The following is a 23,731-nucleotide window of genomic DNA, read 5'->3' on the forward strand; positions in this document are numbered from 1 at the left end:
AGAAATCAGGCCGCGGCCAGCTTGCCGCGCGCGAACTCGCAGGTCTTTTCCAACCGTTCGACGGCCTCGCGGGCCTCTTCGAGGGTGAGGTTGAGGGGCGGCAGGATGCGGACCAGATTGTCGCCGCCGCCGGCGACCAGCAGGCGAGCCTCGTCGCGGGCCCAGCCCATGAATTCGCGGTTGTTGGGGATCAGCTTCATGCCCATCAGCAGGCCCTTGCCGCGGACCTCGACGATGACGTCCGGGAAGCGCTGGGCGAGGCCGTGCAGCTGCTGCTTCAGATAGCCGGCGATCTCGTTGACGTTGGCCAGGGTCTCCGGCTTCGAGATCTCGGCGAAGGCGGCCTGGCCGACGGCCATGGCCAGCGGGTTGCCGCCGAAGGTGGAGCCGTGCACGCCCACCGTCATGCCCGAGGCCGCCTTCGAGGTGGCGAGGCAGGCGCCGATGGGGAAGCCGCCGCCCAGCGCCTTGGCGATGGCCATGATGTCAGGGGTCATGCCGGCCCATTCGTGGGCCCACAGCTTGCCGGTCCGGCCCATGCCGCACTGGACCTCGTCGAAGATGATCAGCACGCCGTTGTCGTCGGCCATCTGGCGCATCCAGCGCAGGTCCTCGTCCGGCGTGGCGCGGCAGCCGCCCTCGCCCTGCACCGGCTCGAGGATGACGGCGGCGGTGTTGGGGTTCTGGAAGGCGGCGGTCAGGGCCTCGCGGTCGCCCCAGATCAGCTGGTGGAAGCCTTCCATCGGCGGGCCGAAGCCGTTGGTGTAGTTCGGGTTGGCGGCGGCGTTGATGGCGCCGTAGGTGCGGCCGTGGAAGGAGCCGTCGAAGCCGTAGATGTCGATCCGCTCCGGCTGGCCGTTGGCCGAGTGGTATTTGCGCGCCGTCTTCAGGGCGCACTCGACGGCTTCGGTGCCGGAGTTGGTGAAGAAGACGACGTCGGCGAACGACTTCTCGCACAGCGCGTCGGCGAGGGCTTCCTGGCCGGGAATCTTGAAGATGTTGGAGACGTGCCAGAGCTTTTCGGCCTGATCCTTAACCGCCTGGACGAGGATCGGATTGGCGTGTCCGAGGGCGTTGGTCGAGATGCCCATGACGCAGTCGAGGTATTCGGTCCCGTCCTTGCCCCACAGACGCGCGCCCTGACCACGATCCACCTCCAGCGGCGCGCGGTTGTAGACACCCATCAGATGGTCAGTGGACACGGCGAAGGCCTCCAAAAGCGAGACGGCCCCGGCGCCGGAGAGCGTCGGGACCGCTTGAAAAAGGGTCAGGCCTTGTCGGACGGGGGGCGGGGTTAGTCAACACCGGGGCCGGAACCCGCCGCCGGGCCGCCGGTTGACCCGGCACGAAAGGAGTTCGCCATGTCCCATCACCCCGACCCGCAGCACCAACCGGTCAAGGGCCCGGACGACCTGAAGCGGAATCCCGGCATCGGTCAGTCGGCGGGGCTGAACCGCCGCGAGGGGCTCGACGAGATCGAGGGCGACAGCACCGTTGAGGGCGACGTCGAGAACAACGCCGGACCCGGCGGCGCGATCGATCCCGACGACCGGGGCCGTCACAACGCCTGACGCCGCTAGCTCTTCAGCCGCCAGCCCGAGCGGAACACGCGCCAGCAGGCCCAGGCCATGACCAGGGTCAGGACAGCGCTCATCGTCACGCCGATGCGCAGGTCGCCCTCGGCCTGGCCGATGAAGCCGTAACGGAAGCCGTCGATCAGGTAGAAGATCGGGTTGAAGTGGCTGATGGTCGCGAACGGCTCGGGCAGGTTGTCGACCAGGTAGAAGGTGCCGCTGAGGAACGTCATCGGCATGATGAGGAAGTTCTGCACCGCCGCCAGCTGATCGAATTTCTCGGCCCAGAGGCCGGCGAAGACGCCGATCATGCCCATCATCAGCGAGGCGGTCAGGCTGAACCAGACGATGGCCGCGAGGTTGGCGACGCCGAGCCGCGCGAACGGCAGCACGCAGACCGCCGTCACCAGGCCGACGACGATGCCGCGCGTCGCGGCGCCCAGCGAGAAGCCGATGGTCAGCTCCAGCGGGCTGAGCGGCGGGGTCAGGAAGTCGGTGGAGGTGCCCATGATCTTGGCCTGGATCAGGCTGGACGAGGCGTTGGCGAAGGCGTTGTTCAGCACCGCCATCATGATCAGGCCGGGGGCCACGAACTCGGCGAAGGGCGTGCCGTGCAGCGGCGGCCGAGCGCCCTGCAGGGCGACCACGAAAACCAGCATGTAGAGCAGGGTGGTGACCACCGGGGCGGCGACGGTCTGGGCCCCGACCTTCCAGAAGCGGCGCACCTCGCGCAGGTAGAGGGTCTTCACCCCGACCCAGTTGACGCCGTCGTAACGGCGCGGCTGCGGCAGGCCGGAGGGGCGGGTGGAGGCGAGGTCGGTCATGGGCGGGGAGATGCGCTGGCGGGGGCGACCGCGCAAGGGCTGAGGAGTGACAGTGCTGGTGAGCAAGGGGTGAGCTGAGGGCGCGGCGGCCGTGGCGGCTCACCTCTCGCTCACTAGCACTGTCACCCAGAACCAAATCGCGCCTCCGCAGATTACCCCCCCACATCTGGTTTCTGTGGACGGACTGATTCGCACATCTTGCGTCCGTTAGGGCCTCGTTTACGATTAGTGGTAGGTCGAGAGCCCGGGAGGGACCTCTGGACCCCATATATTGAATCCGAGACCCCGGAGGGTGGCTATGACCGCAGGCTGGACTGAAGACCGCGTCGGCGCGCTGAAGAAGCTCTGGCTTGAAGGACAGTCGGCGAGCCAGATCGCCAAACAGCTCGGCGGCGGCGTCACCCGCAACGCCGTCATCGGCAAGGTGCACCGCCTCGGCCTGTCGGGCCGGGCCGCGCCGTCGCAACCCGCCCGCGCCACCTTCCGCCCGTCGCGTCCGCGCCCGGCGGCCCAGCCGACCCAGGCGCCGTCGGCCCCGCGCCGCATCGAGGCGGTGCAGCCGCGTCCGGTCCAGGCCTCGGTTCCGGCGCCGATGCCCGACCTGCCCGGCACGGCCACGGTCATGACCCTCGGCGCCCACATGTGCAAATGGCCGATCGGCGACCCGTCCTCGAACGAGTTCAGCTTCTGCGGCCGCCGCTCGTCGGAAGGCGTCTACTGCGTCGAGCACGCCCGCGTCGCCTACCAGCCGCAGGTCCGCAAGGGCGGCAAGGACGGCGCGTCGGAGCTGGCCCGGTCGCTGCGGCGGTACATCTAGGAAGGGCGCTCGCTCGCCGCGCGGCGGCTCGCTGCTTGAGCGCGGTTTTGGGCGCGTGGACATTGTTTCGCGCGCCCGTCGCTTTTCGGTCGAACGACCGACACGAATGGCTCCTAGTGGAGCCGCCGTCCGCCTCCCGCCGCACCCGCACGCGGCGGTGAGTCAGGGGCGGGGCTGCGGTTCTCCGGGTTGACGCAGCCCCCTCGCCTCCTCGCACCACCGTCATCCTCGGGCTTGACCCGAGGATCAGAGGCAAAGCTTGGCTGTGCCGCCGCGACGGCGCTGCGACCAGGACCGTGATCCGCACCACCGAGCACCGGACGGTCTGATCCTCGAGTCACGCCCGAGGATGACGGAGACAAGGACGGCCCAACAGGACGGGGCCGCGCCTAGTTCAGCACCCGCCGCTCGCCCGGCACGTCGAGGCTGAAGGCCGGGATGGCCGCCTCGAACGAGCGGCCCGAGGCGTCGGTCATGTAGTAGCCGCCGACCATGGAGCCGGTCGGGGTGCCGAGCGGGCAGCCCGAGGCGTAGGAATAGCTGTCGCCCGGCTTGATCACCGGCTGCTCGCCGACGACGCCGGCGCCGCGCACTTCCTCGACCCGGCCCTGTCCGTCGGTGATGACCCAGCGGCGGGCCATCAGCTGCACCGGCTCCGTCCCCAGGTTGACGATTTCGACCTGGTAGGCCCAGACCCAGCGCCCGCCGTCGGGATCCGACTGGCCGGCCAGATAGCTGGGGCGGACGCGGACGAGGACGCCTTCTGTCTCGGCTTCATAGGCGGGCGTGTCGTGCATCCGGCCATGGTCGCGGAAGCAGGCGACAGGTCAAGCGGGTTCGCCGCCGACACTATGCAGGAGACGGGACGTGGAATCGTGTAATCGGAAGCGATGCAGAGCTTTTCGACCTCCCTTCCCGGCATTCTGCCGTCGCAGTCCATCGAGGCGCTGATCGCCGGCGGCGCGATCGCTTCGGAGACGCCGTTCGACGCCGACCAGGTGCAGCCGGCCAGCCTCGACCTGCGGCTGTCGGACCGGGCCTGGCGGGTTCGGGCCTCCTTCCTGCCCGGCCAGCGCAAGGTCGAGGATCGCATCGCCGACGTGGCCATGCATTCGATCGACCTGTCGGCCGGCTATGTGATGGAGAAGGGCTGCGTCTACATCGCCCGGCTGCAGGAGCGGCTGACGCTGCCGAAGGGGCTGATCGCGCGGGCCAACCCCAAGAGTTCCACCGGCCGGGTGGACGTGTTCGTGCGCCTGCTGACCGACCGCGGCGCCAGCTTCGACGACGTCGACGAGAACTACGACGGGCCGCTGTACCTCGAGATCGCGCCGCAGACCTTCTCCATCCTGGTGCGGCCGGGCACGCGGCTGAACCAGCTGCGGCTCAAGGCCGGCGAGCCGCCCAAGCTGGAGACCCGCAGCGTCGGCGTCGATCTGGAAGGCGCCGACGGCACCATCGTCGGCTTCCGCGGGCGGCGGCATGCCGGCGTGGTCGATCTCGACCGCATCGACGGCCATGATCCGCGCGACTTCTGGGAGCCGCTGAGCGTGCGGCGCGGCGAACTGCTGCTCGATCCGGGCGAATTCTACATCCTGGCCTCGCGCGAGGCGGTCGAGATCCCGGTCATGCAGGCCGCCGAAATGACCCCGATCGATCCCTCCGTGGGCGAGTTCCGGGTCCATTACGCCGGCTTCTTCGACCCGGGCTTCGGCACCCACGAGGCGCACGGCAAGGGCTCGAAGGGAGTGCTGGAGGTGCGCACCCACGACACGCCCTTCCTGCTGGAGCACGGCCAGATCGTCGCCCGGCTGGTCTATGAGCCGCTGACCGAACGGCCCTCGCGCCTCTACGGCGAGGGCGGCAGCCACTACCAGCGGCAGGGGCTGAAGCTGTCCAAGCATTTCCGCCCCTGGGGCTGAAGCGGAACCGCGCCACCGGGGCGGACGTTCGACGGACAGGAAAATGTCAGTTGGCGTTCGGGCTTTGATCGTGCAGGCTCAGGGACGTTAACGGACTGAGGGGACCGTTGATGCGTCTTGTGGCGTTCAGTGCGGGAGTGGTGGCGGCGGCCCTTGCGGGCCCCGGCCTGGCCATGGAATCGCCGGCGCCCCGGCAGGCCGTCGCCGACCCCTGGCGAGTCGAGCGCGAGCCGCCCGTCACCGTCTCAGACCTTTTGACCCGCCTCGACCGCGACGCCCGATTCGACGCCGGCGAGACGTCGTTCGCAGGCGGCGAGGGCTGGATGGGCTACGACCCGGCGCGGAACGTCTCCTCGAGCTGGGCCGCCTCGAACCGCGACATCTGGTATGAGGGCGAAGCCTACAGCGACCGGCTGCGGCTGCGGACGGAAGGGCGCCTTCGCCGCGCCGACGGTTCGCCGCTGCCGCCCGGGCCGCACGATCCGGCCGCACTGGACGCCGAACACTACGACCTGACCTATACCCGGGGCTGGACCGAGACCCTGGGCCAGACCGAGAACGGCCTCGACGTCACCCTGACGCCGCATGTCGGCGTCGGCGTCGGCAGCCGGGGCGACGTCACCGAGGCGGGCGCCACCCTGAGGATCGGCCGCAATCTCGGCCGCCTGGTGCCCGACGGCGAGGACGAGTTCGGCGACCGGGCGCGCTGGTATGTCTACGCGGCGGGCTCGGGCCGGGCGGTGGGCTACAACTGGGCCCGCAACCGCGACGGCGACTACGCCCGGTCGGGCGTCAGCCACGACTCCGGGGCCTTCCTCGGCGACGCCTCGCTGGGCGTGGCCATGCGCCGCGGGGCGGTGCACAGCTCGATCGGCCTGGTCTACCGCGAGATCGAGGCGGAGGGGCTGCGGGCCGGAAACGGCATCGACACGGACGTGTCGGAGGGGCTGCTGGCCTTCCAGCTGTCGATCAAGCCGGAGTAGGACTCAGGCGGCAGGCAGCAGGCAGCAGGCAGCAGGGGGGCCTGCGCCGAAGCCGCTTCTGCTGCCCGCTGCGTGCTGCCTGATCACTGCGTCCGCGCCACGCCCTCGCGGCGGTCGTCCGCGGCGCCGTCCCAGGCCCAGACTCCGTCCGCGCCCCGCCGCCAGATCGCGCCGTGCAGGCCCGAGTTCTCGCTCGCATTGGGCCGCAGCGGGACGCCGCGGGCGGCGAGGGCGGTCCGCAGCGCCTCGGAGAAGCGCTCCGTGTCCGCACCGAAGCCGTCGCCCTTGGCGACGAGATTGGGCAGGGCGAAGGCGTCGGCCATCGGCAGATCCCAGTCGAGCACGGCGATCAGGGCCTTGGCGTTGTAGGCCAGGATCGAGGGCCCGCCGGGCGAGCCGAGCGCGCCGACCAGCCGGCCCTGACGGTCGAGGATGATGATCGGCGACATCGACGAGCGCGGCCGCTTGCCGGGAGCGACGGCGTTGGCGGCCGGCCGGCCGTCCGCGCGCAGGGGCTCGAACGAGAAGTCGGTCAGCTGGTTGTTGAGGAAGAAGCCCGCGGCCATCCGGCCCGAGCCGAACACGCTCTCGACCGTGGTGGTCATGCTGACGGCGTTTCCTTCGGCGTCGACGACGACGAAGTGGGAGGTGCCGGCCGGCTCCAGCGTCGCGTCGGGGCCGGCGAAGACCCCGCCGGGCGGAAAGCCGGGCTCGGCCGCCCCGATCAGGGTCGGGGCCTGGGCCGCGCGGGCCGCCACGTATTCGGGATCGAGCAGGCCCTGCACCGGCACGCCGACGAAGGCCGGGTCGCCGACGTAGCGGTCCCGGTCGGCGTACATCAGCCGCTGCAGCTGGGCGAAGGCCGTCCAGGCGCCGGCGCTGGCCGGCCCCTGGAGGATGTCGGGGGTCAGCTCGGCCATGGCCAGCAGCTGCAGCACCGCCACGCCGCTGGAGGGCGGCGGCGGCACGCAGACGACATAGAGGCGATAGGGGCGGCACAGGGCGCCGCGTTCGATCGCCTCGTAGCCGGCGATGTCCGCCTCGCTCAGGGCGCCGGGCCGCGGCCCCTCGGCGACGGTCGCGGCGATCTCGCGGGCGATCCGGCCCCGGTAGAAGGCGTCGGCGCCGCCCGCCGCGATTTCGGCGAGGCTGTCGGCGTAGGCCGGATTGCGCAGCCGGTCGCCAGCGGCGTAGCGGGTCCCGTCGGCCTTCGTGAAATAGGCTTCGGCCCAGCGGGTGCGGGCCTGACCGGAGCGGCCGGCGATATAGCCGGCCAGCCGCGGACTGACCAGGAAGCCGTCGCGGGCCAGCCGCTCGGCGTCGCCGAACAGGTCGCGCCAGGCCAGCCGCCCGTGTTCCGCCTGGACCATGGCCAGCAGGGCCACCGCCCCGGGCGCGCCGGTCGAGCGGCCGCTCAGCACGGCCTCGTTGAAGGGCAGCGGCCGGCCGTTCTCGTAGAACAGCTCGGGGGTCGCCGCGGCCGGCGCGGTCTCGCGCCCGTCGTAGCTGGTGACCTCGCCGGTCGAGGCGTCGTAGAGCATCATGAAGGCCCCGCCGCCGAGGCCGGACGACTGCGGCTCGACCAGCCCCAGCACCGCCTGCACGGCGACGGCGGCGTCGGCGGCCGAGCCGCCCGCGCGCAGCACCTTCAGGCCGGCCTCGACCGCCAGCGGATTGGCCGCCGCCACGAACGGGCCGCGCGCCGGCGGGGCGGCGACGGGCGAGGGCGCCGGTTCAGGCGGGGCGCTTCCGGCTCCGCCCGCGCATCCGGCCAGGACCAGGCTCGCGCCGACGGCGAGGGCGATCAACGGCCGCAGCGCCCCCCACCGGAGGGTCGGCGCGAGGAGCGGGAAGCGTGGGCGCATGAGGGGTCCGGAGCGGCGGGAGCGGGGAGGTCTGCAACTTGGCGCGCCCTTGGCCGCGGCGAAACCCCCGGGTCGCGAAATCACCCCAGGAAAGCCGCCAACCGGGTCTTGCCCCCCTGCCCCTCGTCCGCTAAAGACCCGCCCTCGCCGTTCGCGGCCAAGCGCGCCCGTAGCTCAGCTGGATAGAGCATCAGACTACGAATCTGAGGGTCGGACGTTCGAATCGTTCCGGGCGCGCCATTTTCTTTCCTGACATCGCCGACAGCCGCATGCCCCCCGGCGCTAGTCGCGGTCCCTGCGGGCGGCGGCGCCTTCCTCGTGCTTGCCGGCGGTCGGCGAGCGGGCGTCGAGGTCGAAGCGGTCGCCGCTGGACAGGACGTGCATGCGCACGTTGAACATCGACAGGGCGCGTTCGGCCCGGGCCTCGGCGATGTTGGAGTGGGTCGCCTCCTCGCCGTCCACGACATAGGCCGCGCCGCTGCCGATGACGCGGAACCGCCGGCCCTCGACGACGATCGCGGTGTCCTCGTCGATGCCGACGCCGAGCAGGCGCGGATTGTGCGCCACCGCGCCGAGCAGCCGGCCGTAGCGGCCGCGCTCGGCGAAATGCTGGTCGATGATCAGGTCGCGGATCAGGCCGAGGCCCGGGGCCATGTGAAGGTCGCCGATCCGGTACGACTCGGAACTCGCGCCCTTGACCAGCATGGTCTCGCTCATCACCGAGGCGCCGGCGGAGGTGCCGGCGATGACCGCCCCGGCTTCGTGCAACTCGCGGATGCGGCGCTCTATGGGCGTGTCGCCGATCTGGCTGGAGATGCGCAGCTGGTCGCCGCCGCTGAAGAACACCCCGCCGGCGCCGTCGAGCGCCTCGAGAGCCGGGCCCTCCAGGCTCTGGGACCGTTCCTCGACATAGAGCTCGACCAGGTTATCGACGCCGATGCCGGAGAAGGCCTTCTGGTAGCTTTCGAAATAGCCGTCGGGCTCGTGGGAGGCGACGGTGGCGATGACGAGCTTTCCGCCCTTCAGCCGGCGGGCGACCTCCTTGAGGATGACGCGGTCGTGCTCCTTGTCCTCGTGGCCGCCGATGACGATCAGGGGACCGGGCTCAGCCATGCGGCGGCTCCAGAATCGCGCCGGCGGGGGCGCCGTCGGCCGCCGGAGCGGGGCGGAAGTCCAGCATCTGGCGCCACACGGCCTCGACGCGGGTGGGGAGAAGGACGACGAGATCGCCCGGTCGCGCCATCCGCAGGCAGGCTTCGACGGCGTCCTCCTCGCGATGATAGCCGTGAATCCGCGCCGGGTCGGCGCCGGCGGCCGTGGCCCCTTCGGTCATCAGGCGAATGACGTCGCCGGCGGGGCGCCCGCGGTTGTCGGGAGTCTCGCGGAAGACCAGCTGGTCGAAATATTCGGCGCCGATCTCGCCGACGGCGAGGATCTCCTCCTCGCGCCGGTCGCCCGGGACGCTGAGCATGCCGATGGTCCGTCCCGAGATGGGCCGGATGGCGGAGACCAGACGGCCGAGGGCGCGAACCCCCTCCGGATTATGGGCGTAGTCGAGGATCACCCGGAAGCCGTGGCCGTCGTGGACGTTGAGGCGGCCGGGGTTCTGCTCGAAGGTCGAGGCGAAGCCGGACAGGGCCGCGCCGATCGTCGCCGGCTCGACCCCGGCCCCATAGGCCATGCCGGCGGCGGCGAGGGCGTTCTGGACGTTGAACAGGGCGGCCCCGTCCAGCGTCGCCGGGATGGCCCGGGCGTTGCAGACCGGCCTGGCCACGCCGCCGTCGTGCAGGGTGATCTCGCCGCCGGCGGGATCGTGCAGCACGGCCAGGCCGCCCTCGCCGATGTGCTTGAGCAGGAAGCCGGGCGTCTCGTGGCCGCCGCGCATCGAGAACCAGCACACCCGTCCGCCGGCGTGGCGGGCCATGCGCAGGGTCAGGGGGTCGTCGGCGTTGAGGACGCTGACGCCACGACGCGACACGCTCTCGGCCACGACGGATTTGACGGCGGCGAGATCCTCGAGGGTGTCGATGCCCTTGAGGCCGAGGTGGTCGGGCTGGACGTTGAGCACCGCGCCGACGTCGCAGGAGTCGAAGGCCAGACCTTCACGCAGGATGCCGCCGCGGGCGCACTCCAGCACCGCCACCTCGACCGTCGGGTCGCGCAGCAGCATGCGGGCGCTCTTCGGACCGCTGGCGTCGGCGGCGAGGATGCGTTCGTCGTTGATATAGACGCCGCTGGTGTTGGTCAGGCCGACGGTGCGGCCGGTGTAGCGGAACACATGAGCCACCATCCGGCCGACGGTCGACTTGCCGTTGGTGCCCGTGACGGCGAGGATCGGGATGCGGGCGCGGGAGCCGCGCGGGAACATCATCCGCACGATCGGTTCGGCGACGTCGCGCGGCCGGCCCTCCGAGGGGGCCAGATGCATGCGCAGGCCGGGCGCGGCGTTGACTTCCACGATGCCGCCGCCGGTCTCGCGCACCGATCGGCTGATGTCCGGGGCCAGCAGGTCGATGCCGGCGACGTCCAGTCCGACGGCGAGGGCGGCGCGGCGGGCGATGGCGGCGTTGTCCGGATGGATGACGTCCGTGCGGTCGATGGCGACGCCGCCCGACGACAGGTTGGCGGTCGTGCGCAGGGCCACGACCTGGCCGGCCGCTGGCACGCTGTCGACGGTCAGTCCCTGTCGTTCAAGGATGTCACGCGCCGCCTGGTCGTCCAGCCGGATGCGGGTGAGCAGGTTCTCGTGCCCGTCGCCGCGCCGCGGATCGGCGTTGGCTTCGGCGACAAGCTCGGTGATCGTGCGGACGCCGTCGCCGATCACCTGGGCCGGCACCCGCTCGGCGACGGCGACGACCTGGCCGTCGACGACCAGAATCCGATGATCGCGGCCGGGCAGCTCCTCCTCGACGATGACATGGCGGCTGTGCCGGACGGCGAGCTCGAACGCGGCCGTAATCTCGGCGTCGCTGCGCAGGCCGGTGGTGACGCCGCGCCCGTGGTTGCCGTCCAGCGGCTTGACCACCAGCGGGCGCTTGAGACCCTTGGCGCCGGCCACGGCCTGTTCCGCCGTCCTGACCACAGTCCCGCGGGCGACGGGGCAGCCGATCGCCGCCAGCAGCGCCTTGGCCTCGGCCTTGTCGCCGGCCAGCTCGGAGGCGATCAGGCCGGTGCGGCCGGTGACGCTGGCGCGCAGCCGTCGCTGGTTGGCGCCCCAGCCGAGCTGAACCAGGCTGTGACCGTTGAGCCGCGTCACCGGGATGCCGCGACGGCGCGCGGCGTCGACCAGGGCCTGGGTGCTCGGCCCGAACTGAGCGCGCCGGCGCGAGTCTTTCAGCAAGGGCAGCGCCGCCTCGACCGTGGTGACCTGCGACAGGTCGGGGCCGCCGCGCGTCAGGGTCTCCAGCCCTTCCACCCCGCGATGCTCCGGCGGCAGAAGGGCGTCGACGATCTGGAAGGCGAGCCGGCCCGCGAGCAGGCCGGTGTCCTCGTCCTCATAGGCGAACATGACGTTGTAGACGCCGGGCCTGCCCTTGACCGAGCGGGTCTTGCCACGCGTCGTCGCCGCCCCCGCCAGCGACTGGAGCTCGAGGGCCACATGTTCGACCACATGGCCCAGCCAGGTGCCTTCGTCGAGGCGCTTGAGGAAACCGCCCGCCTCGCCGTAGCAGCAGCCATGGCTGCGCAGGGTCGGGATGGCCCCGACCAGCGCTTCGCGAAAGCCGGGCAGCCGGTCCGTCGGCCAGGCCTCGAGATCGCCCAGATCGGCCTGGATCCGGACCATGGGTCGGGCGCTGTACAGGTGCGGGCCGCGGTAGACGCCGTGTTCGAGGATGCGCATCGGCCGGGGTGCGGTCGCCACACTCATGCGGCGAGGTCCTGGAGCCGGACCGGCTCGCTGACGCCGCGCGCCAGGGCGCGGATGACCAGGGCGGCCGCGACGGCGCGCGAGGGCGCAAGGCCTTCGAGCACGAGACCGCCGTCGTCGTGGTCGCGTATCTCCCACACCCAGTCCTCGCCCGAGGGCCGTATGGTCCAGTGATAACCGCTGTGCTGCATCGTCCTTCCTCGGATCAGGGACTCGGGAAATGCCAAGCCGAACAACGGGTTCCAAAGTCCAAAACCCGACAGATTGTGCCGCACAAACAACCCGTTGCGGATGGAACCGCTGCGATACCGGCGCGTATTCCTGACCCGTGTCCCTTCCCGAGGGAGTCTTGTCGTGAGTGTCGAGTCCTTGACCAGTCTGCCCGTCCACGAGGTCGCCGATCCGGCCGCCTTCCACCGGAAACTGTCGCGCTGGAACAACCGGCGTCTGGCTCCGGGCGTGCCCCATGCCGGCTGGATCGCCGACGCGCGCGAGGACGCCGAGATGATCCTGCTGGAGGGCGGCTTCGTGGAGCGGATGCGCGCCGACGCCGCGCCTTACCTGCGCGACCTGCCTGAGGACGTGGAGGGTTTCATCGCCTGGTTCGAGGCCCTGAAGGGTTCGGGGCCTGGCGAGAACGACCCGCTGTTCCCTTGGCTGGCCGAACAGGCGACGCTGGACGAAATGCGCTGGTTCCTGCTGCAGGAGGTCGCCGGCGAGGCGGGCTTCGAGGACCTCGTCGCCTATGCCCAGGTCAAGATGCCGACCCGGCCCAAGCTCGAACTGGCGCGCAACTACTGGGACGAGATGGGCCGCGGCAACGAGGGCGGCATGCACGGGCCGATGCTGGAAAAACTGGCCCTGGCCCTGGACCTTCACCCGACGATCGAAGGCACGGTGTGGCCGTCGCTGGCGCTGGGCAACACCCTGGTCGCCTTCTCCACCACACGGCGGTACGCCTATCACGCCCTGGGCGCGCTGGGGGCCGTGGAGCTGACGGCGCCCTGGCGCGCGGCCCATGTGGCGGCGGGGCTGAAGCGGCTGGGCGTCGGCGCCGAGCGGAAATATTTCGCCCTGCACGCCACGCTCGACGTCGAACACTCCCGCACGTGGAACGAGGAGGTGCTGCGCCCCCTCGCCGCCCAACGGCCGGAGGTGATCCGCAGTCTGGCCGAGGGCGCGGTGATGCGGCTTCGGGCCGGCGAGCGCTGCTTCGCCGCCTACCGCGAGCACCTGTGGGAGCCGGAGCAGGTCCTGCAGTCCGCCTGATGGACGCGATCACCTCTCACCACGCCGGGGCGGACGCCGCGGGCGCCCTCATGGCGCTGCTGTCGCACCTCGAGGCCGCGGGCTACGCCTTCGTCATGCCGACGCCGGGCACGCACACGCGGGTCAGGAAGCGTAGGCCGGCGACGCCGGACAACGCCCTGCGCGACATCTTCGGCTGGTCGCGCCCGTTCTCGCCCGAGCTTCTCGATTCCGCGCTTCTCGACCTGGTGTGGCTGGCGGGCGTGGTGCGGCGGGGGCCGGAGGGCCTGACGCTCACCATCCGGGTCAGCACGGTCGGGGCGCGGCTGTTCGTACACTCGGCCCCGACGGACGACCGGGACGCCGTCTTCCTCGGCCCGGACAGCTATCGCTACGTGCGGTTCCTGCGCCAGCAGCTGACCGGGACAGTCGGCTGGGGAACGGCGCTGGACATCGGAACCGGCGCGGGCGTGGGCGCCGTGGCGCTGGCCGACATCAACCCGGCCGCGCGGGTCCTCGGCAGCGACATCAACGACAAGGCCCTGGCCTTCGCCCGCATCAACGTCGCCCACGCCGGCGCGGGAGTCGAACTCGCCCAATGCAGCGGTCTTCCCGCCCGGCCGGAGCGGTTCGACGTCGTCGCGGCCAATCCGCCCTACATCGCCGGCGAGGGGGACCGGGTCTACCGCGACGGCGGCGACCAGCTGGGCGCGGCGGTGGCGCTTGAGTGGGTGCGCGAGGGCGTGCGGCGGCTCGCCCCCGGCGGGCGGTTCCTGCTCTACACCGGCAGCGCCATCGTCCGGGGACGCGACGGCGTGCGCGAGGCCCTGGCCCGGGTCGCGGAAGAGCGCGGCCTCGCCCTGTTCTACGAGGAGATCGATCCCGACGTGTTCGGCGGCACCTTGGGTCAGAACGCCTACAAGGACGTCGAGCGTATCGCCGCGGTCGGAGCGGTGCTGACCGCGTCCTAGCCCCAGGACTTCTGGTAGATTTCGATCGGGTCGCGGCGGCGCACGATGCGATCGATGTCCTCGAACGCCTCGTTCTCGGTCAGGTCGCCGGCGCGGGCGCGGCGAATGATCAGTTCGACATCGGCGAGGTCGTCGTCCTGCCGCGTCGTTCCTTCGACGTCGCGGGTCACCTGTTCTGTCATGCCCATGGCGGTCTCCTTTCCCGTTCAACGCCGCGGGCGCCGAGCGGTTCACGGCGCAGTTCAGCCGGCGGAGTAGGAGGTCTTGGTCTGGGTGAAGAACTCCACGGCCGCAAAGCCCTGTTCGCGGGCGCCGTAGCTGGACGACTTCGTGCCTCCGAACGGCACGTGATAGTCGACCCCGGCGGTGGGCAGGTTGACCATGGTCATTCCCGCCCTGGCGCGGCGCTGGAAGTCGCGGGCGTGCTTCAGTGAGCTGGTCACCAGGCCCGCTGACAGGCCGAACTCGACCCCGTTGGCGATCGCCAGCGCCTCCTCGTAGTCCTTGACGCGGATGGTCGAGGCCACGGGGCCGAAGACCTCCTCGTTATTGATCCGGCCGGCCGGATCGGTGTCGGCGATCAGGGTCGGCTGGACGTACCAGCCGGGCGTCTCCAGCGACAGCCGCTCGCCGCCGGCGACGACGCGGCCGCCCTCGCCCTTCGCGATGTCGATGTAGCGGTAGGAGGTCTCGCGCTGGTCCTCGCTGACCGCCGGGCCGATCTGGGTATTGGGGTCGAGCGCCGCGCCGACGCGCAGGGCCGCGACCCTCTCGCCCAGCGCCTGCACGAAGCGGTCGTGGATGCCGTCCTGCACGATCAGCCGGCTGGAGGCGGTGCAGCGCTGGCCGGTGGCGTAGTAGGAGCCGTCCAGCGCGATCATCACAGCCCGCTCCAGATCGGCGTCATCCAGCACGATCAGCGGATTCTTGCCGCCCATCTCGAGCTGCACCCGGGCCTGCCGCTTGACGGCGCCCGCCGCCACGCCCGCGCCGACGCCCTGCGAGCCGGTGAAGGAGACGCCGTCGACGTCGCGATGGTCGACGATCGCCTGGCCGACGCGGCCGCGGCCGATCACCAGGTTCAGCACGCCCTTGGGCAGGCCCGCCTCGTGCAGTATGGCCACCAGCGCCTCCGCCGTCGCCGGGGTCGGCCCCGCGGGCTTCATCACCACCGTATTGCCGAAGGCCAGCGCGGGCGCCGCCTTCCACGCCGGGATGGCGATGGGGAAGTTCCATGGGGTGATCAGGCCGAAGACGCCGACCGCCTGGCGATAGGTCTGGATCTCCACCCCCGGCCGCACCGAGGCGAGGTTCTGGCCATGGACGCGCAGCGCCTCGCCGGCGAAATATTTGAGGATGCGTCCGGCCCGCACCGTCTCGCCGACGCCCTCGGCCAGGGTCTTGCCCTCCTCGCGCGACAGCAGACGGCCCAGATGGTCTCGCCGCTCCATGACCAGCGTCCCCGCGCGGTCGAGGATGTCCGAGCGCACCTCGGGCGAGGCCTCGGACCAGGCCGGATAAGCCGTCTTCGCCGCCGTCACCGCCGCATCGACCTCGGCCTCGCCGCCGTCGGGGATGCGGGCCACCAGATCGCGGGTGTCGGACGGGTTGAGGCTCTCCGACGGACGCGCGGCGGCGACCTTGTCGCCGTTGATCCAGTGGGACAGTTCGAGCGTGTCGGTCATGGCCGGTCCTGAAGCGATGGTTCGCACCAGATAGCCGGGCCCGCGCCGGAATGCACGGCGCAGCCGGCGGAACCAGCGGCCAGGCCGCCGGTTGATCGGGAACCCGGGGCGCAGGAGACGATCATGCGAACGATGACGGGTGTGCTGTCCGTGCTTTTCGCCGGAGCCGCGCTGGCGGGCTGCCACGGAACGGTGGATCGGACGACCGACGCCGCCGCCCTCTCCGATCAGGCGCCGGAGCCGCCGGACGAAGCCACGCCGCCGGAACCAGCCGCGCCGGAGGAAGCGCCGGAGTCGGCGTCACCGCCCATCCCGCCCGAGGACACGCCGCCCGACTCCGGCCCGCCCGACACCCGGCCGGACCCGCCGGGACAGCCCACGCCTGACGAAACCCCGCCGGACTCGCCGCCGCCGCCGACCTTCGGACGATAGGCCGGGAAGCCGTCATGCCCGAACAGGCCCAGGCCCGGGAACAGACGTTCGCCGACGTTTCGATCGCCACCCTGATCCGCGACGCCGCCGAGCCGCTTCCGGGGCTGGACGATCCGGCCTTCGGAGCCCTGTTCGACCGGTTCGCGGGCGCCCGGGTGGTGCTGCTGGGCGAGGCCAGCCACGGGACGTCGGAATTCTACCAGGCCAGGGCGGCCATCACCCGCCGGCTGATCGAGCAGCACGGATTCACCCTCGTGGCGGTGGAGGCCGACTGGCCCGACGCCGCCAGCCTCGACCGCTACGTCCGCCGGCGGCCGTCCCCCGCCCACGCCGAGCCGCCGTTCCGCCGCTTCCCGACCTGGATGTGGCGCAACACCGATGTCGAGACCTTCATCGAATGGCTGCGCGGCTGGAACGAGGATCGGCCGACCCACGCCCGCGTGAGCTTCCACGGGCTCGACCTCTACAACCTGTCGGCGTCGATCCGGGGCGTGCTCGACTACCTCGACCGGGTCGATCCGGAGGCGGCGGCGGTGGCGCGCGAGCGCTACGGCTGCCTGACACCGTGGGCCAGCGAGCCGCAGGCCTATGGCCGGATGGCGCTGACCCGGGGCTATTCGCGCTGCGAACGGGCCGTGGTGAAGACGCTGACCGACCTGCTGGAAAAGCAACTCGAATACGCGGCGGACGACGGCGACAGCTTCCTCGACGCCAGCGCCAACGCCCGCCTGGTGAAGAGCGCCGAAGCCTACTATCGCGCCGTCTACTACGGCGCCGCGGAAAGCTGGAACCGGCGCGACACGCACATGTTCGAAACCCTCTGCGCCGTGCTGGAGGCGCGCGGACCCGAAGCTAAGGCCGTGGTCTGGGCCCACAATTCGCACATCGGCGACGCCTCCAAGACCGAGATGGGTCTGGTCCGCGAAGAGCTGAACATCGGGCAGCTGTGTCGCGAACGCTTCGGGCGGGACGCCGCCCTGATCGGCTTCGGCACGCACGGCGGCACGGTCGCCTGCGCCTCCGACTGGGACGAACCGATGCAGGTCAAGCGCATCAATCCCTCACGGCCCGACAGCTATGAGCGGCTGGCCCACGACAGCGGCGTCGGGCGCTTCCTGCTGGACCTGCGCGAGGGCGTGCATGAGCCGCTGAGGACGCGGCTGCTCGATCCGAAACTGGAGCGGTTCATCGGCGTCATCTACCGGCCCGAGACCGAGCGCTGGAGCCACTATTCCGGCTGCTCCCTGCCCCAGCAGTTCGACGCCTGGGTGTGGTTCGACGAGACCACGGCGGTCACGCCCCTGCCGACGGCCCGGCGGGAGGGCGTCGACGACACCTGGCCGTTCGGGCTGTGAACCTCAGCTCAGGGGCGGGGCCGGCGCGGCCGAAGCGGACTCAGCCGTGGGCGTCGCGGCCGAGGCCTCGAACTCGGACCGGGTCCAGTCGAGCACGACGGCGCGCTCGCCGCGCGAGGCGACGCTGGCCGGCGCGGCGGTCATCGAGCCGTCGGGCCGGCGGATATGCAGGATACGTTCGCCGGCGGGCCGGGTCTCCACCCGGGTCAGCACGCCCAGCGGCTCGCCCTCGACGCTCAGCACCTCCGCGCCCGGCGGGAAGACCTGCCCCGCCGGTTGCACCGCCGCCGGAACATGGATCGGCGGCGGCGGGCTGGTCGGATCCTGCGCTGCGGGCGAACCGCTGAACGCTGCGGCGGAGGCGAACACAAGAAGGACGGGGCCGAACATGGGAGCTCCTGCGTCAGACGAGATGATCCCTGCCGGAGCGAACCGCCGACGCCCGACCCGGGTTCCGGCGCCGCGGCCTGGCGCCGAACACAAGCTCGGGAACCGACCGGCCATGGCTCAGGTTAACCCAGACCGGGGCCCCTCGACCTCACCGCAGAGACCGACATGAGCTCACAGGCTTCATTCGTCCTCGATCACCCGGAGCCGCCCCGCGCCCGCGCGGGCCGGGCGGCCAACCCGGTCGCGGTGCTGGCCAAGGCCGCGCTCGGCCGGCTGCTCAACCGTCTGATCCGTGTCGGATCGCTGAGCGTGGTCCTGCCCTCGGGCGAGATTCTGAGAGCGGGAGACGCGGACGCCCCGGACGCGGTCCGCATCCGGATCGGCGACTATCGGACTATGTGGCGGCTCGCGACCTACCCCGGCCTGGCGCTGGGCGAGGCCTATATGGACGGCGGCGTGACCCTGGAGCGGGGGACGCTGTGGGATCTGCTGGACCTGGCCGGGCGCAACCTGTCGCTGCGGCCGCCGCCGCGGCGAGGACGGCTGGCGCGGCTTTGGCGGCGCGTCGAACAGGCCAACGACAGGGCCGCCGCCCGTCGCAATGTGGCGCATCACTACGACCTCTCGGTGGACCTCTACCGGCGCTTCCTCGACGCCGACATGCAGTATTCCTGCGCCTATTTCGGGCGGCCGGACATGAGTCTGGACGAAGCCCAGGCCGCCAAGAAGCGCCACCTCGCCGCCAAACTGCTGCTGCAGCCGGGGCACAGCGTGCTCGACATCGGCTGCGGCTGGGGCGGTCTGGGGATGACGCTGGCGGAAGACGCCGGCGCCCGGGTCACCGGCATCACCCTGTCGGACGAACAGCTCGCGGTCGCGCAATCCCGGGCGAAGGCCCGGGACCTGGCCGATCGGGTGGAGTTCCGCAAACAGGACTACCGCGACGTCGAGGGGACCTTCGACCGGATCGTATCCGTCGGCATGTTCGAGCACGTCGGCGTGCCGAACTACCAGGCCTTCTTCGACACCGTCGCGCGGCTGCTCAAGGACGACGGCGTCGCCGTCCTCCATGCCATCGGCCAGAACCACGTTTCGGTCAGCAACCAGCCGTGGATCGGCAAATACATCTTTCCCGGCGGCTACACACCGGCCCTGTCGGAGATCCTGCCGGCCATCGAGCGGGCCGGGCTGTGGGTCACCGACATCGAGATCCTGCGCCTGCACTACGCCGAGACGCTGCGGGCGTGGCGCGAACGATTCCTGGCCAATCGCGCCGAGATCGCCGCCCTCTACGACGAACGCTTCTGCCGGATGTGGGAGTTCTACCTATGCCTCAGCGAGGTGGCCTTCCGCCATCGCGGCTGCATGGTGTTTCAGATCCAGCTGTCGAAGCGGGTCGACGCCCTGCCCCTGACCCGCGACTACATCCACGAGGCGGCCTGACGCACCCCCGCCGTCTGGACTTCCGGCCGCCGACGAGGCTCATTGGGCGCTCGGGAAGGGCGCAACAGCCGACGGTCGGCGCAAGACGCCCGGATATCGGGGATCAGAAACATGAAGCGCGAACTCCTGGCCACGGCCGCCCTGCTGGCGCTCGCCTGCCCCGCGGCCGCCCAGACCTCACAGCCGGCGCCGCTCGAGACCCAGGAGATCGCCGCCGCCCCGGCCGCGCCGGAAGAGCCCAAGTGGGACGTCCAGAACCCGCCCGGCCCCTCACATGACATCCCGATCGACGTCACCCGCGGCACCTGGATGTCGCTGGATGTCAGCCCGGACGGCCAGACCCTCGTCTTCGACATGCTGGGCGACATCTATGTCATGCCGATCTCCGGCGGCGAGGCGCGCGCCATCGCCTCGGGCGTCGCCTGGGACATGCAGCCCAAATGGTCCCCCGACGGCCGCCAGATCGCCTTCACCTCGGACCGCGCCGGCGGCGACAACCTCTGGGTGATGGACGCCGACGGCTCCAACCCGATCCAGATATCGAAGGAGTCGTTCCGGCTGCTGAACCAGCCGGAGTGGACCCCGGACGGCCAGTTCATCGTCGGGCGCAAACATTTCACCTCGTCCCGCTCGCTCGGGGCCGGAGAGCTGTGGATGTATCACCGCTCGGGCGGCGGCGGCGGCGTGCAGATGACAGAGCGGCGCACGCCCCAGAAGGACACCGGCGAACCGGCCTTCTCGCCCGACGGCCGCTATCTGTATTTCAGCGATGACGCGACGCCGGGGAACACCTTCGAATACTCCAAGGACGTCAACGACCAGATCTACATCATCCGCCGGCTGGACCGCGAGACGGGCGAGATCGATCCCTATGTCACCGGGCCGGGCGGTTCGATCCGGCCGACCCCGTCGCCGGACGGCAAGTCGCTCGCCTTCATCCGGCGGGTCCGCTACCAGTCGGTGCTCTATGTGCTGGACATCGAATCCGGCCGCGAGACGCCGATCTTCTCCGGCCTCGACCGCGATCTGCAGGAAACCTGGGCCATTCACGGCGTCTATCCGGCGATCAGCTGGACGCCCGACAACCGCTCGATCGTGTTCTGGGCCGACGGCCGCATCCAGACGGTCGAGGTCGCGACCGGAACCGTCTCCGACATCCCGTTCCACGTCGCCGACACCCGGCGGGTGACCGACGCGGTGCGCTTCCCGGTCGAGGTCGCGCCGGACGCCGTCGACGTGAAGATGATCCGCTGGGCCCGGCCCTCGCCCGATGGCTCCAGGGTCGTGTTCGAGGCGCTGGGCAGCCTGTGGATCCGCGACCTGCCGACCGGGACGGCGCGCCGCCTGACCCGCCAGAGCGACCATTTCGAACTGTATCCGGCCTGGTCGCGGGACGGCCGTTCGATCGTCTACACCACCTGGGACGACCAGGAGCTGGGGACGATCCGCGTCGTCCCCGCCTCGGGAGGCGTGGGACGCGTGGTGACCCCGCACCCCGGCCACTACATCGAGCCGACCTTCTCGCCGGACGGCCGGACCATCGTCTACCGCACCGTCAGCGACGGCTTCCTGACCACCGCCCTGTGGAGCCGCGACCCCGGCGTCTACCGCATCCCCGCGGCGGGCGGAGAGCCGGTGCTGATCACAGACGAGGGCGGCCAGCCCCAGTTCGGCGCCGACGGCGAGCGCCTGTTCCTGACCGGCCAGGACGGCGACAAGCGCACCCTGATCTCGGTCGATATGAACGGCCAGGACGAACGCACTCACCTGACCTCGGAGTGGGCCAGCGAGTTCGCCGTCTCGCCCGACGGCCGCTGGATCGGCTGGACCGAGCGGTTCAACGCCTATGTCGCGCCGTTCGTGGCGGCGGGGCGGCCGATCACCGTCAGCGCCGACGGCAAGTCCCTGCCGCAGGCCCGCGTGACGCGCGACGCCGGCGAATGGCTGAGCTGGTCGGGCGACTCGCGCCGCCTGCAATGGTCGCTTGGCCCCGAACTGTTCACCCGCGACCTGAACCAGTCCTTCACCTTCGTGGAGGGCGCGCCGGAGGAACTGCCAAAGCCGGACGAGCACGGCATCGATCTCGGCTTCAGCGTCGCGGCCGACAAGCCCGAAGGCCGGATGGTCCTGACCGGCGCCCGTCTGATCACCATGAACGGCGCCGAGGTGATCGAGAACGGCACGATCGTCCTCAACGGCAACCGCATCGAGGCCATCGGTCCGACCGCCAGCATGACCCTCCCGGCCGGGCTTCCGACGCTGGACATGAGCGGCAAGACCATCATGCCCGGCCTCGTCGACACCCACTGGCACGGCTCGATGGGTTCGGACGAGATCATCCCCGAGCAGAGCTGGGTCAACTACGCGGCGCTCGGCTTCGGCGTGACCACGATCCACGACCCCTCCAACGACACCAGCGAGATCTTCGCCCACAGCGACCTGGTCCGGACCGGCCGGGTGGTCGGCCCGCGCATCTTCTCGACCGGCACCATCCTCTACGGGGCCACGACCGCCTTCACGGCGCAGATCGACGACCTCGACGACGCGCGCTCGACCCTGCGCCGGATGCAGGCGGCCGGGGCGTGGAGCGTCAAGAGCTACAACCAGCCGCGCCGCGAGCAGCGCCAGCAGATCATCGAGGCGGCCCGCGAGCTGAACATGATGGTGGTGCCCGAGGGCGGCTCGCTGTTCCACCACAACATGTCGATGGTGGTCGACGGCCACACCACGATCGAGCACTCGATCCCGCTGGCGCGCCTGTACGACGACGTCCACCAGCTCTGGCGCCAGACCAATGTCGCCTACAACCCGACCCTGGTGGTGGCCTACGGCGGCAGCTACGGCGAGAATTACTGGTACCAGGAGAGCGAGGTCTGGAACCATCCGATCCTGACCCGGTACGTGCCGAGGCGGATTCTCGATTCGCGGGCCCGCCGGCCGGTCACCGCCCCGGACAACGAGTGGAACCACATGTCGGTCGCCCGCGAGGCGGTGAGCCTGGCGGCGGAGGGCATCAACGTCCAGATCGGCGCCCACGGCCAGCGCGAGGGCCTGGGCGCGCACTGGGAGCTGTGGAGTCTCGCCCAGGGCGGCATGGCGCCGCTGGACATCCTGCGGGCCGGCACCCTGAACGGGGCCAGGGCGCTGGGCATGGACCGCGACATCGGCTCGCTCGAGGTCGGCAAGCTCGCCGACATGGTCGTGCTGGACCAGAACCCGCTGGAGAACATCCGCAACACCACCTCGATCGCCTACACCATCGCCAACGGGCGGGTTTACGATTCCGGCATGAACGAGGTCGCGCCGCGCCAGCGGCCGCGCGCGCCGTTCTGGTTCGCCGAGGCGGGCGGCGAGGCCTGGGCCGCCGGCGCGACGGAGGCGGACGCCCACGGCCACGGGGGCGACTGACGCGGATCGGGGCCGACCGTCAGGAACGGTCAGCCCCCTTCCCCCTCCGCCCGGCCTAGAGCAGGGACGGCGTCGAGCGTTGTCATTCGGTCTCGACGCCCTATCGTGCGGACTGGCGTGGAGATCAGCGTGGACGGGGACATGGCGACGCACGGAGACGACCCCTTCGCCCGGCTGGGGCCGGTGTTTGCGGGCCGCCGCGCCCTGCTGCTCGAGGACGATCCGGCCCTGTCCGACCACGTCGCGGAACGGCTGGTGGCCGCCGGCTTCGAGGCGGTGGACCGGTTCGAGGCGGGCGAGGCCGCGCTGGAGGCGGCCGGGCGCGCGCCCTACGACATCCTGATCCTCGACCGCCTGACCGCGGGTCTTGACGGACTGGAGATGCTGAAGCGGCTGCGCGCCGGGGCCGGCGCCTCGGCGGACGCGCCGGCCCTGATGTTGACCGCGCTCGGCGGCGAGCGGCAGAAGGTCGAGGGCCTGCTGGGCGGGGCGGACGACTATCTGGCCAAGCCCGTCGGCGACGAGGAACTGCTGGCGCGCATCGCAGCCCAGTTGCGCAGGGCGGCGCGACGCGCCCGCCCGGCCGGCGCGGAGCTCGTCAACGGCCCCTTCCGCCTGTCGCCGGGCGCCCGCACCCTGCGACTCGACATCGGCGACGGCGAGAGCCGGCTGATCGACCTGTCGCCGCTGGAGTTCGCCATCGTCGCGGAACTGATGGCGGCCCGGGGCCAGCCGGTGACCAAGACCATGTTGTGGGACCGCTGCTGGGTGGAGTGGAAATTCCTGCCCGACAATTTCGTCAACGTCATCGACGCCCGGATCAGCGCCCTGCGCCGCCGGCTCAAGGAACAGGCGCCGGAACTCGGCGACGACCTGCATCCGCTGATCGTCTCGGCGCGCAGCCAGAGCCTGGTCTTCCGCGACCTGTCGGCGCCGTCGGGCTGAG

General features: G+C 71.0%; 21 protein-coding genes and 1 tRNA gene. 12 read left to right on the forward strand and 10 right to left on the reverse strand.

The features are described 5' to 3' along the window. Window positions 1-5: 5 nt before the first annotated feature. A complete protein-coding gene (locus VEA98_RS08390; protein ID WP_324812913.1) occupies window positions 6-1,202 on the reverse strand; it encodes an aspartate aminotransferase family protein in 1,197 nt (398 codons plus the stop codon). A gap of 159 nt (window positions 1,203-1,361) precedes the next feature. Between VEA98_RS08390 and VEA98_RS08395 the strand changes: the two genes are divergently transcribed. Next, window positions 1,362-1,571, forward strand: a complete 210-nt coding sequence (locus tag VEA98_RS08395; protein ID WP_324812915.1) for a hypothetical protein — start codon at window positions 1,362-1,364, stop codon at window positions 1,569-1,571. Between the two features lie 5 nt (window positions 1,572-1,576). Here the strand turns inward: VEA98_RS08395 and VEA98_RS08400 are convergent, their stop codons facing one another. Further along, window positions 1,577-2,398, reverse strand: a complete 822-nt coding sequence (locus VEA98_RS08400; protein WP_324812918.1) for an ABC transporter permease — start codon at window positions 2,396-2,398, stop codon at window positions 1,577-1,579. Between the two features lie 298 nt (window positions 2,399-2,696). Between VEA98_RS08400 and VEA98_RS08405 the strand changes: the two genes are divergently transcribed. Continuing rightward, window positions 2,697-3,215 (forward strand): GcrA family cell cycle regulator, encoded by a 519-nt coding sequence (locus VEA98_RS08405; protein WP_168045880.1) that lies wholly within the window; start codon window positions 2,697-2,699, stop codon window positions 3,213-3,215. Between the two features lie 389 nt (window positions 3,216-3,604). Here VEA98_RS08405 and apaG read toward each other — a convergent pair whose 3' ends face one another. Continuing rightward, window positions 3,605-4,012: a Co2+/Mg2+ efflux protein ApaG gene (gene apaG, locus VEA98_RS08410; protein ID WP_324774060.1), complete on the reverse strand. Its 408-nt coding sequence runs from the start codon at window positions 4,010-4,012 to the stop codon at window positions 3,605-3,607. Window positions 4,013-4,105: 93 nt separating this feature from the next. Here apaG and VEA98_RS08415 point away from each other — a divergent pair, with 93 nt between their 5' ends. Then, window positions 4,106-5,137 carry a 2'-deoxycytidine 5'-triphosphate deaminase gene (locus tag VEA98_RS08415; protein WP_324812923.1) on the forward strand — a complete coding sequence of 344 codons (1,032 nt, stop codon included), beginning with the start codon at window positions 4,106-4,108 and terminating at the stop codon, window positions 5,135-5,137. 110 nt (window positions 5,138-5,247) lie between these two features. Beyond that, window positions 5,248-6,120 (forward strand): lipid A-modifier LpxR family protein, encoded by an 873-nt coding sequence (locus VEA98_RS08420; RefSeq protein WP_324812926.1) that lies wholly within the window; start codon window positions 5,248-5,250, stop codon window positions 6,118-6,120. An 83-nt stretch (window positions 6,121-6,203) separates the two neighbouring features. Here VEA98_RS08420 and VEA98_RS08425 read toward each other — a convergent pair whose 3' ends face one another. Next, window positions 6,204-7,985 (reverse strand): gamma-glutamyltransferase family protein, encoded by a 1,782-nt coding sequence (locus tag VEA98_RS08425; protein WP_324812928.1) that lies wholly within the window; start codon window positions 7,983-7,985, stop codon window positions 6,204-6,206. 163 nt (window positions 7,986-8,148) lie between these two features. Between VEA98_RS08425 and VEA98_RS08430 the strand changes: the two genes are divergently transcribed. Further along, window positions 8,149-8,225: transfer RNA gene (locus VEA98_RS08430), tRNA-Arg, on the forward strand. Window positions 8,226-8,267: 42 nt separating this feature from the next. On the opposite strand, the gene VEA98_RS08435 is transcribed toward VEA98_RS08430, so the two are convergent. From VEA98_RS08435 to VEA98_RS08445, 3 genes are read right to left on the reverse strand one after another with little or no spacing between them, the layout of a single operon-like run. Continuing rightward, a complete protein-coding gene (locus tag VEA98_RS08435; protein WP_324812931.1) occupies window positions 8,268-9,098 on the reverse strand; it encodes a cyanophycinase in 831 nt (276 codons plus the stop codon). Continuing rightward, window positions 9,091-11,853, reverse strand: coding sequence for a cyanophycin synthetase (gene cphA / locus VEA98_RS08440; RefSeq protein WP_324812934.1), 2,763 nt, complete (start codon window positions 11,851-11,853; stop codon window positions 9,091-9,093). The genes VEA98_RS08435 and cphA overlap by 8 nt, the downstream gene beginning before the upstream one ends. Then, entirely contained in the window at window positions 11,850-12,044 is a 195-nt protein-coding gene (locus tag VEA98_RS08445; RefSeq protein ID WP_324812937.1) for a hypothetical protein, read from the reverse strand. Before VEA98_RS08445 ends, cphA begins: the two co-directional genes overlap by 4 nt. A 178-nt stretch (window positions 12,045-12,222) precedes the next feature. Here VEA98_RS08445 and VEA98_RS08450 point away from each other — a divergent pair, with 178 nt between their 5' ends. Both VEA98_RS08450 and VEA98_RS08455 read left to right on the forward strand, forming a co-directional pair. Continuing rightward, window positions 12,223-13,122 carry an iron-containing redox enzyme family protein gene (locus VEA98_RS08450; protein WP_324812940.1) on the forward strand — a complete coding sequence of 300 codons (900 nt, stop codon included), beginning with the start codon at window positions 12,223-12,225 and terminating at the stop codon, window positions 13,120-13,122. Then, window positions 13,122-14,072 carry a class I SAM-dependent methyltransferase gene (locus VEA98_RS08455; protein WP_324812943.1) on the forward strand — a complete coding sequence of 317 codons (951 nt, stop codon included), beginning with the start codon at window positions 13,122-13,124 and terminating at the stop codon, window positions 14,070-14,072. Before VEA98_RS08450 ends, VEA98_RS08455 begins: the two co-directional genes overlap by 1 nt. Here VEA98_RS08455 and VEA98_RS08460 read toward each other — a convergent pair. Next, window positions 14,069-14,260: a hypothetical protein gene (locus tag VEA98_RS08460; RefSeq protein ID WP_324812945.1), complete on the reverse strand. Its 192-nt coding sequence runs from the start codon at window positions 14,258-14,260 to the stop codon at window positions 14,069-14,071. The two genes, VEA98_RS08455 and VEA98_RS08460, sit on opposite strands and share 4 nt — an antisense overlap. 54 nt (window positions 14,261-14,314) lie before the next feature. After that, window positions 14,315-15,757 carry an aldehyde dehydrogenase family protein gene (locus VEA98_RS08465; RefSeq protein WP_324812948.1) on the reverse strand — a complete coding sequence of 481 codons (1,443 nt, stop codon included), beginning with the start codon at window positions 15,755-15,757 and terminating at the stop codon, window positions 14,315-14,317. A gap of 123 nt (window positions 15,758-15,880) precedes the next feature. Here VEA98_RS08465 and VEA98_RS08470 point away from each other — a divergent pair, with 123 nt between their 5' ends. Both VEA98_RS08470 and VEA98_RS08475 read left to right on the forward strand, forming a co-directional pair. Beyond that, on the forward strand, window positions 15,881-16,189 hold the full coding sequence (locus VEA98_RS08470) for a hypothetical protein (protein ID WP_324812951.1): 309 nt from the start codon (window positions 15,881-15,883) through the stop codon (window positions 16,187-16,189). A gap of 14 nt (window positions 16,190-16,203) precedes the next feature. Then, the gene (locus VEA98_RS08475; protein WP_324812954.1) at window positions 16,204-17,544 is read left to right on the forward strand and encodes an erythromycin esterase family protein; all 1,341 of its coding nucleotides are present in this window, start codon (window positions 16,204-16,206) and stop codon (window positions 17,542-17,544) included. A 3-nt stretch (window positions 17,545-17,547) separates the two neighbouring features. Here the strand turns inward: VEA98_RS08475 and VEA98_RS08480 are convergent, their stop codons facing one another. Further along, window positions 17,548-17,934 (reverse strand): hypothetical protein, encoded by a 387-nt coding sequence (locus VEA98_RS08480; RefSeq protein WP_324812957.1) that lies wholly within the window; start codon window positions 17,932-17,934, stop codon window positions 17,548-17,550. 165 nt (window positions 17,935-18,099) lie between these two features. Between VEA98_RS08480 and VEA98_RS08485 the strand changes: the two genes are divergently transcribed. The 3 genes from VEA98_RS08485 (at window position 18,100) to VEA98_RS08495 (ending at window position 23,730) form a co-directional block, all read left to right on the forward strand. Further along, complete coding sequence (locus VEA98_RS08485; RefSeq protein WP_324812960.1) at window positions 18,100-19,377, forward strand: cyclopropane-fatty-acyl-phospholipid synthase family protein; 1,278 nt, start codon at window positions 18,100-18,102, stop codon at window positions 19,375-19,377. A gap of 111 nt (window positions 19,378-19,488) precedes the next feature. Then, window positions 19,489-22,785: an amidohydrolase family protein gene (locus tag VEA98_RS08490; protein WP_324812963.1), complete on the forward strand. Its 3,297-nt coding sequence runs from the start codon at window positions 19,489-19,491 to the stop codon at window positions 22,783-22,785. A gap of 141 nt (window positions 22,786-22,926) precedes the next feature. Further along, window positions 22,927-23,730, forward strand: a complete 804-nt coding sequence (locus VEA98_RS08495) for a response regulator transcription factor (protein ID WP_324812966.1) — start codon at window positions 22,927-22,929, stop codon at window positions 23,728-23,730. Window position 23,731: the final 1 nt, after the last annotated feature.

This window comes from Brevundimonas sp. (assembly GCF_035627055.1).
Classification (GTDB): Bacteria; Pseudomonadota; Alphaproteobacteria; order Caulobacterales; family Caulobacteraceae; genus Brevundimonas.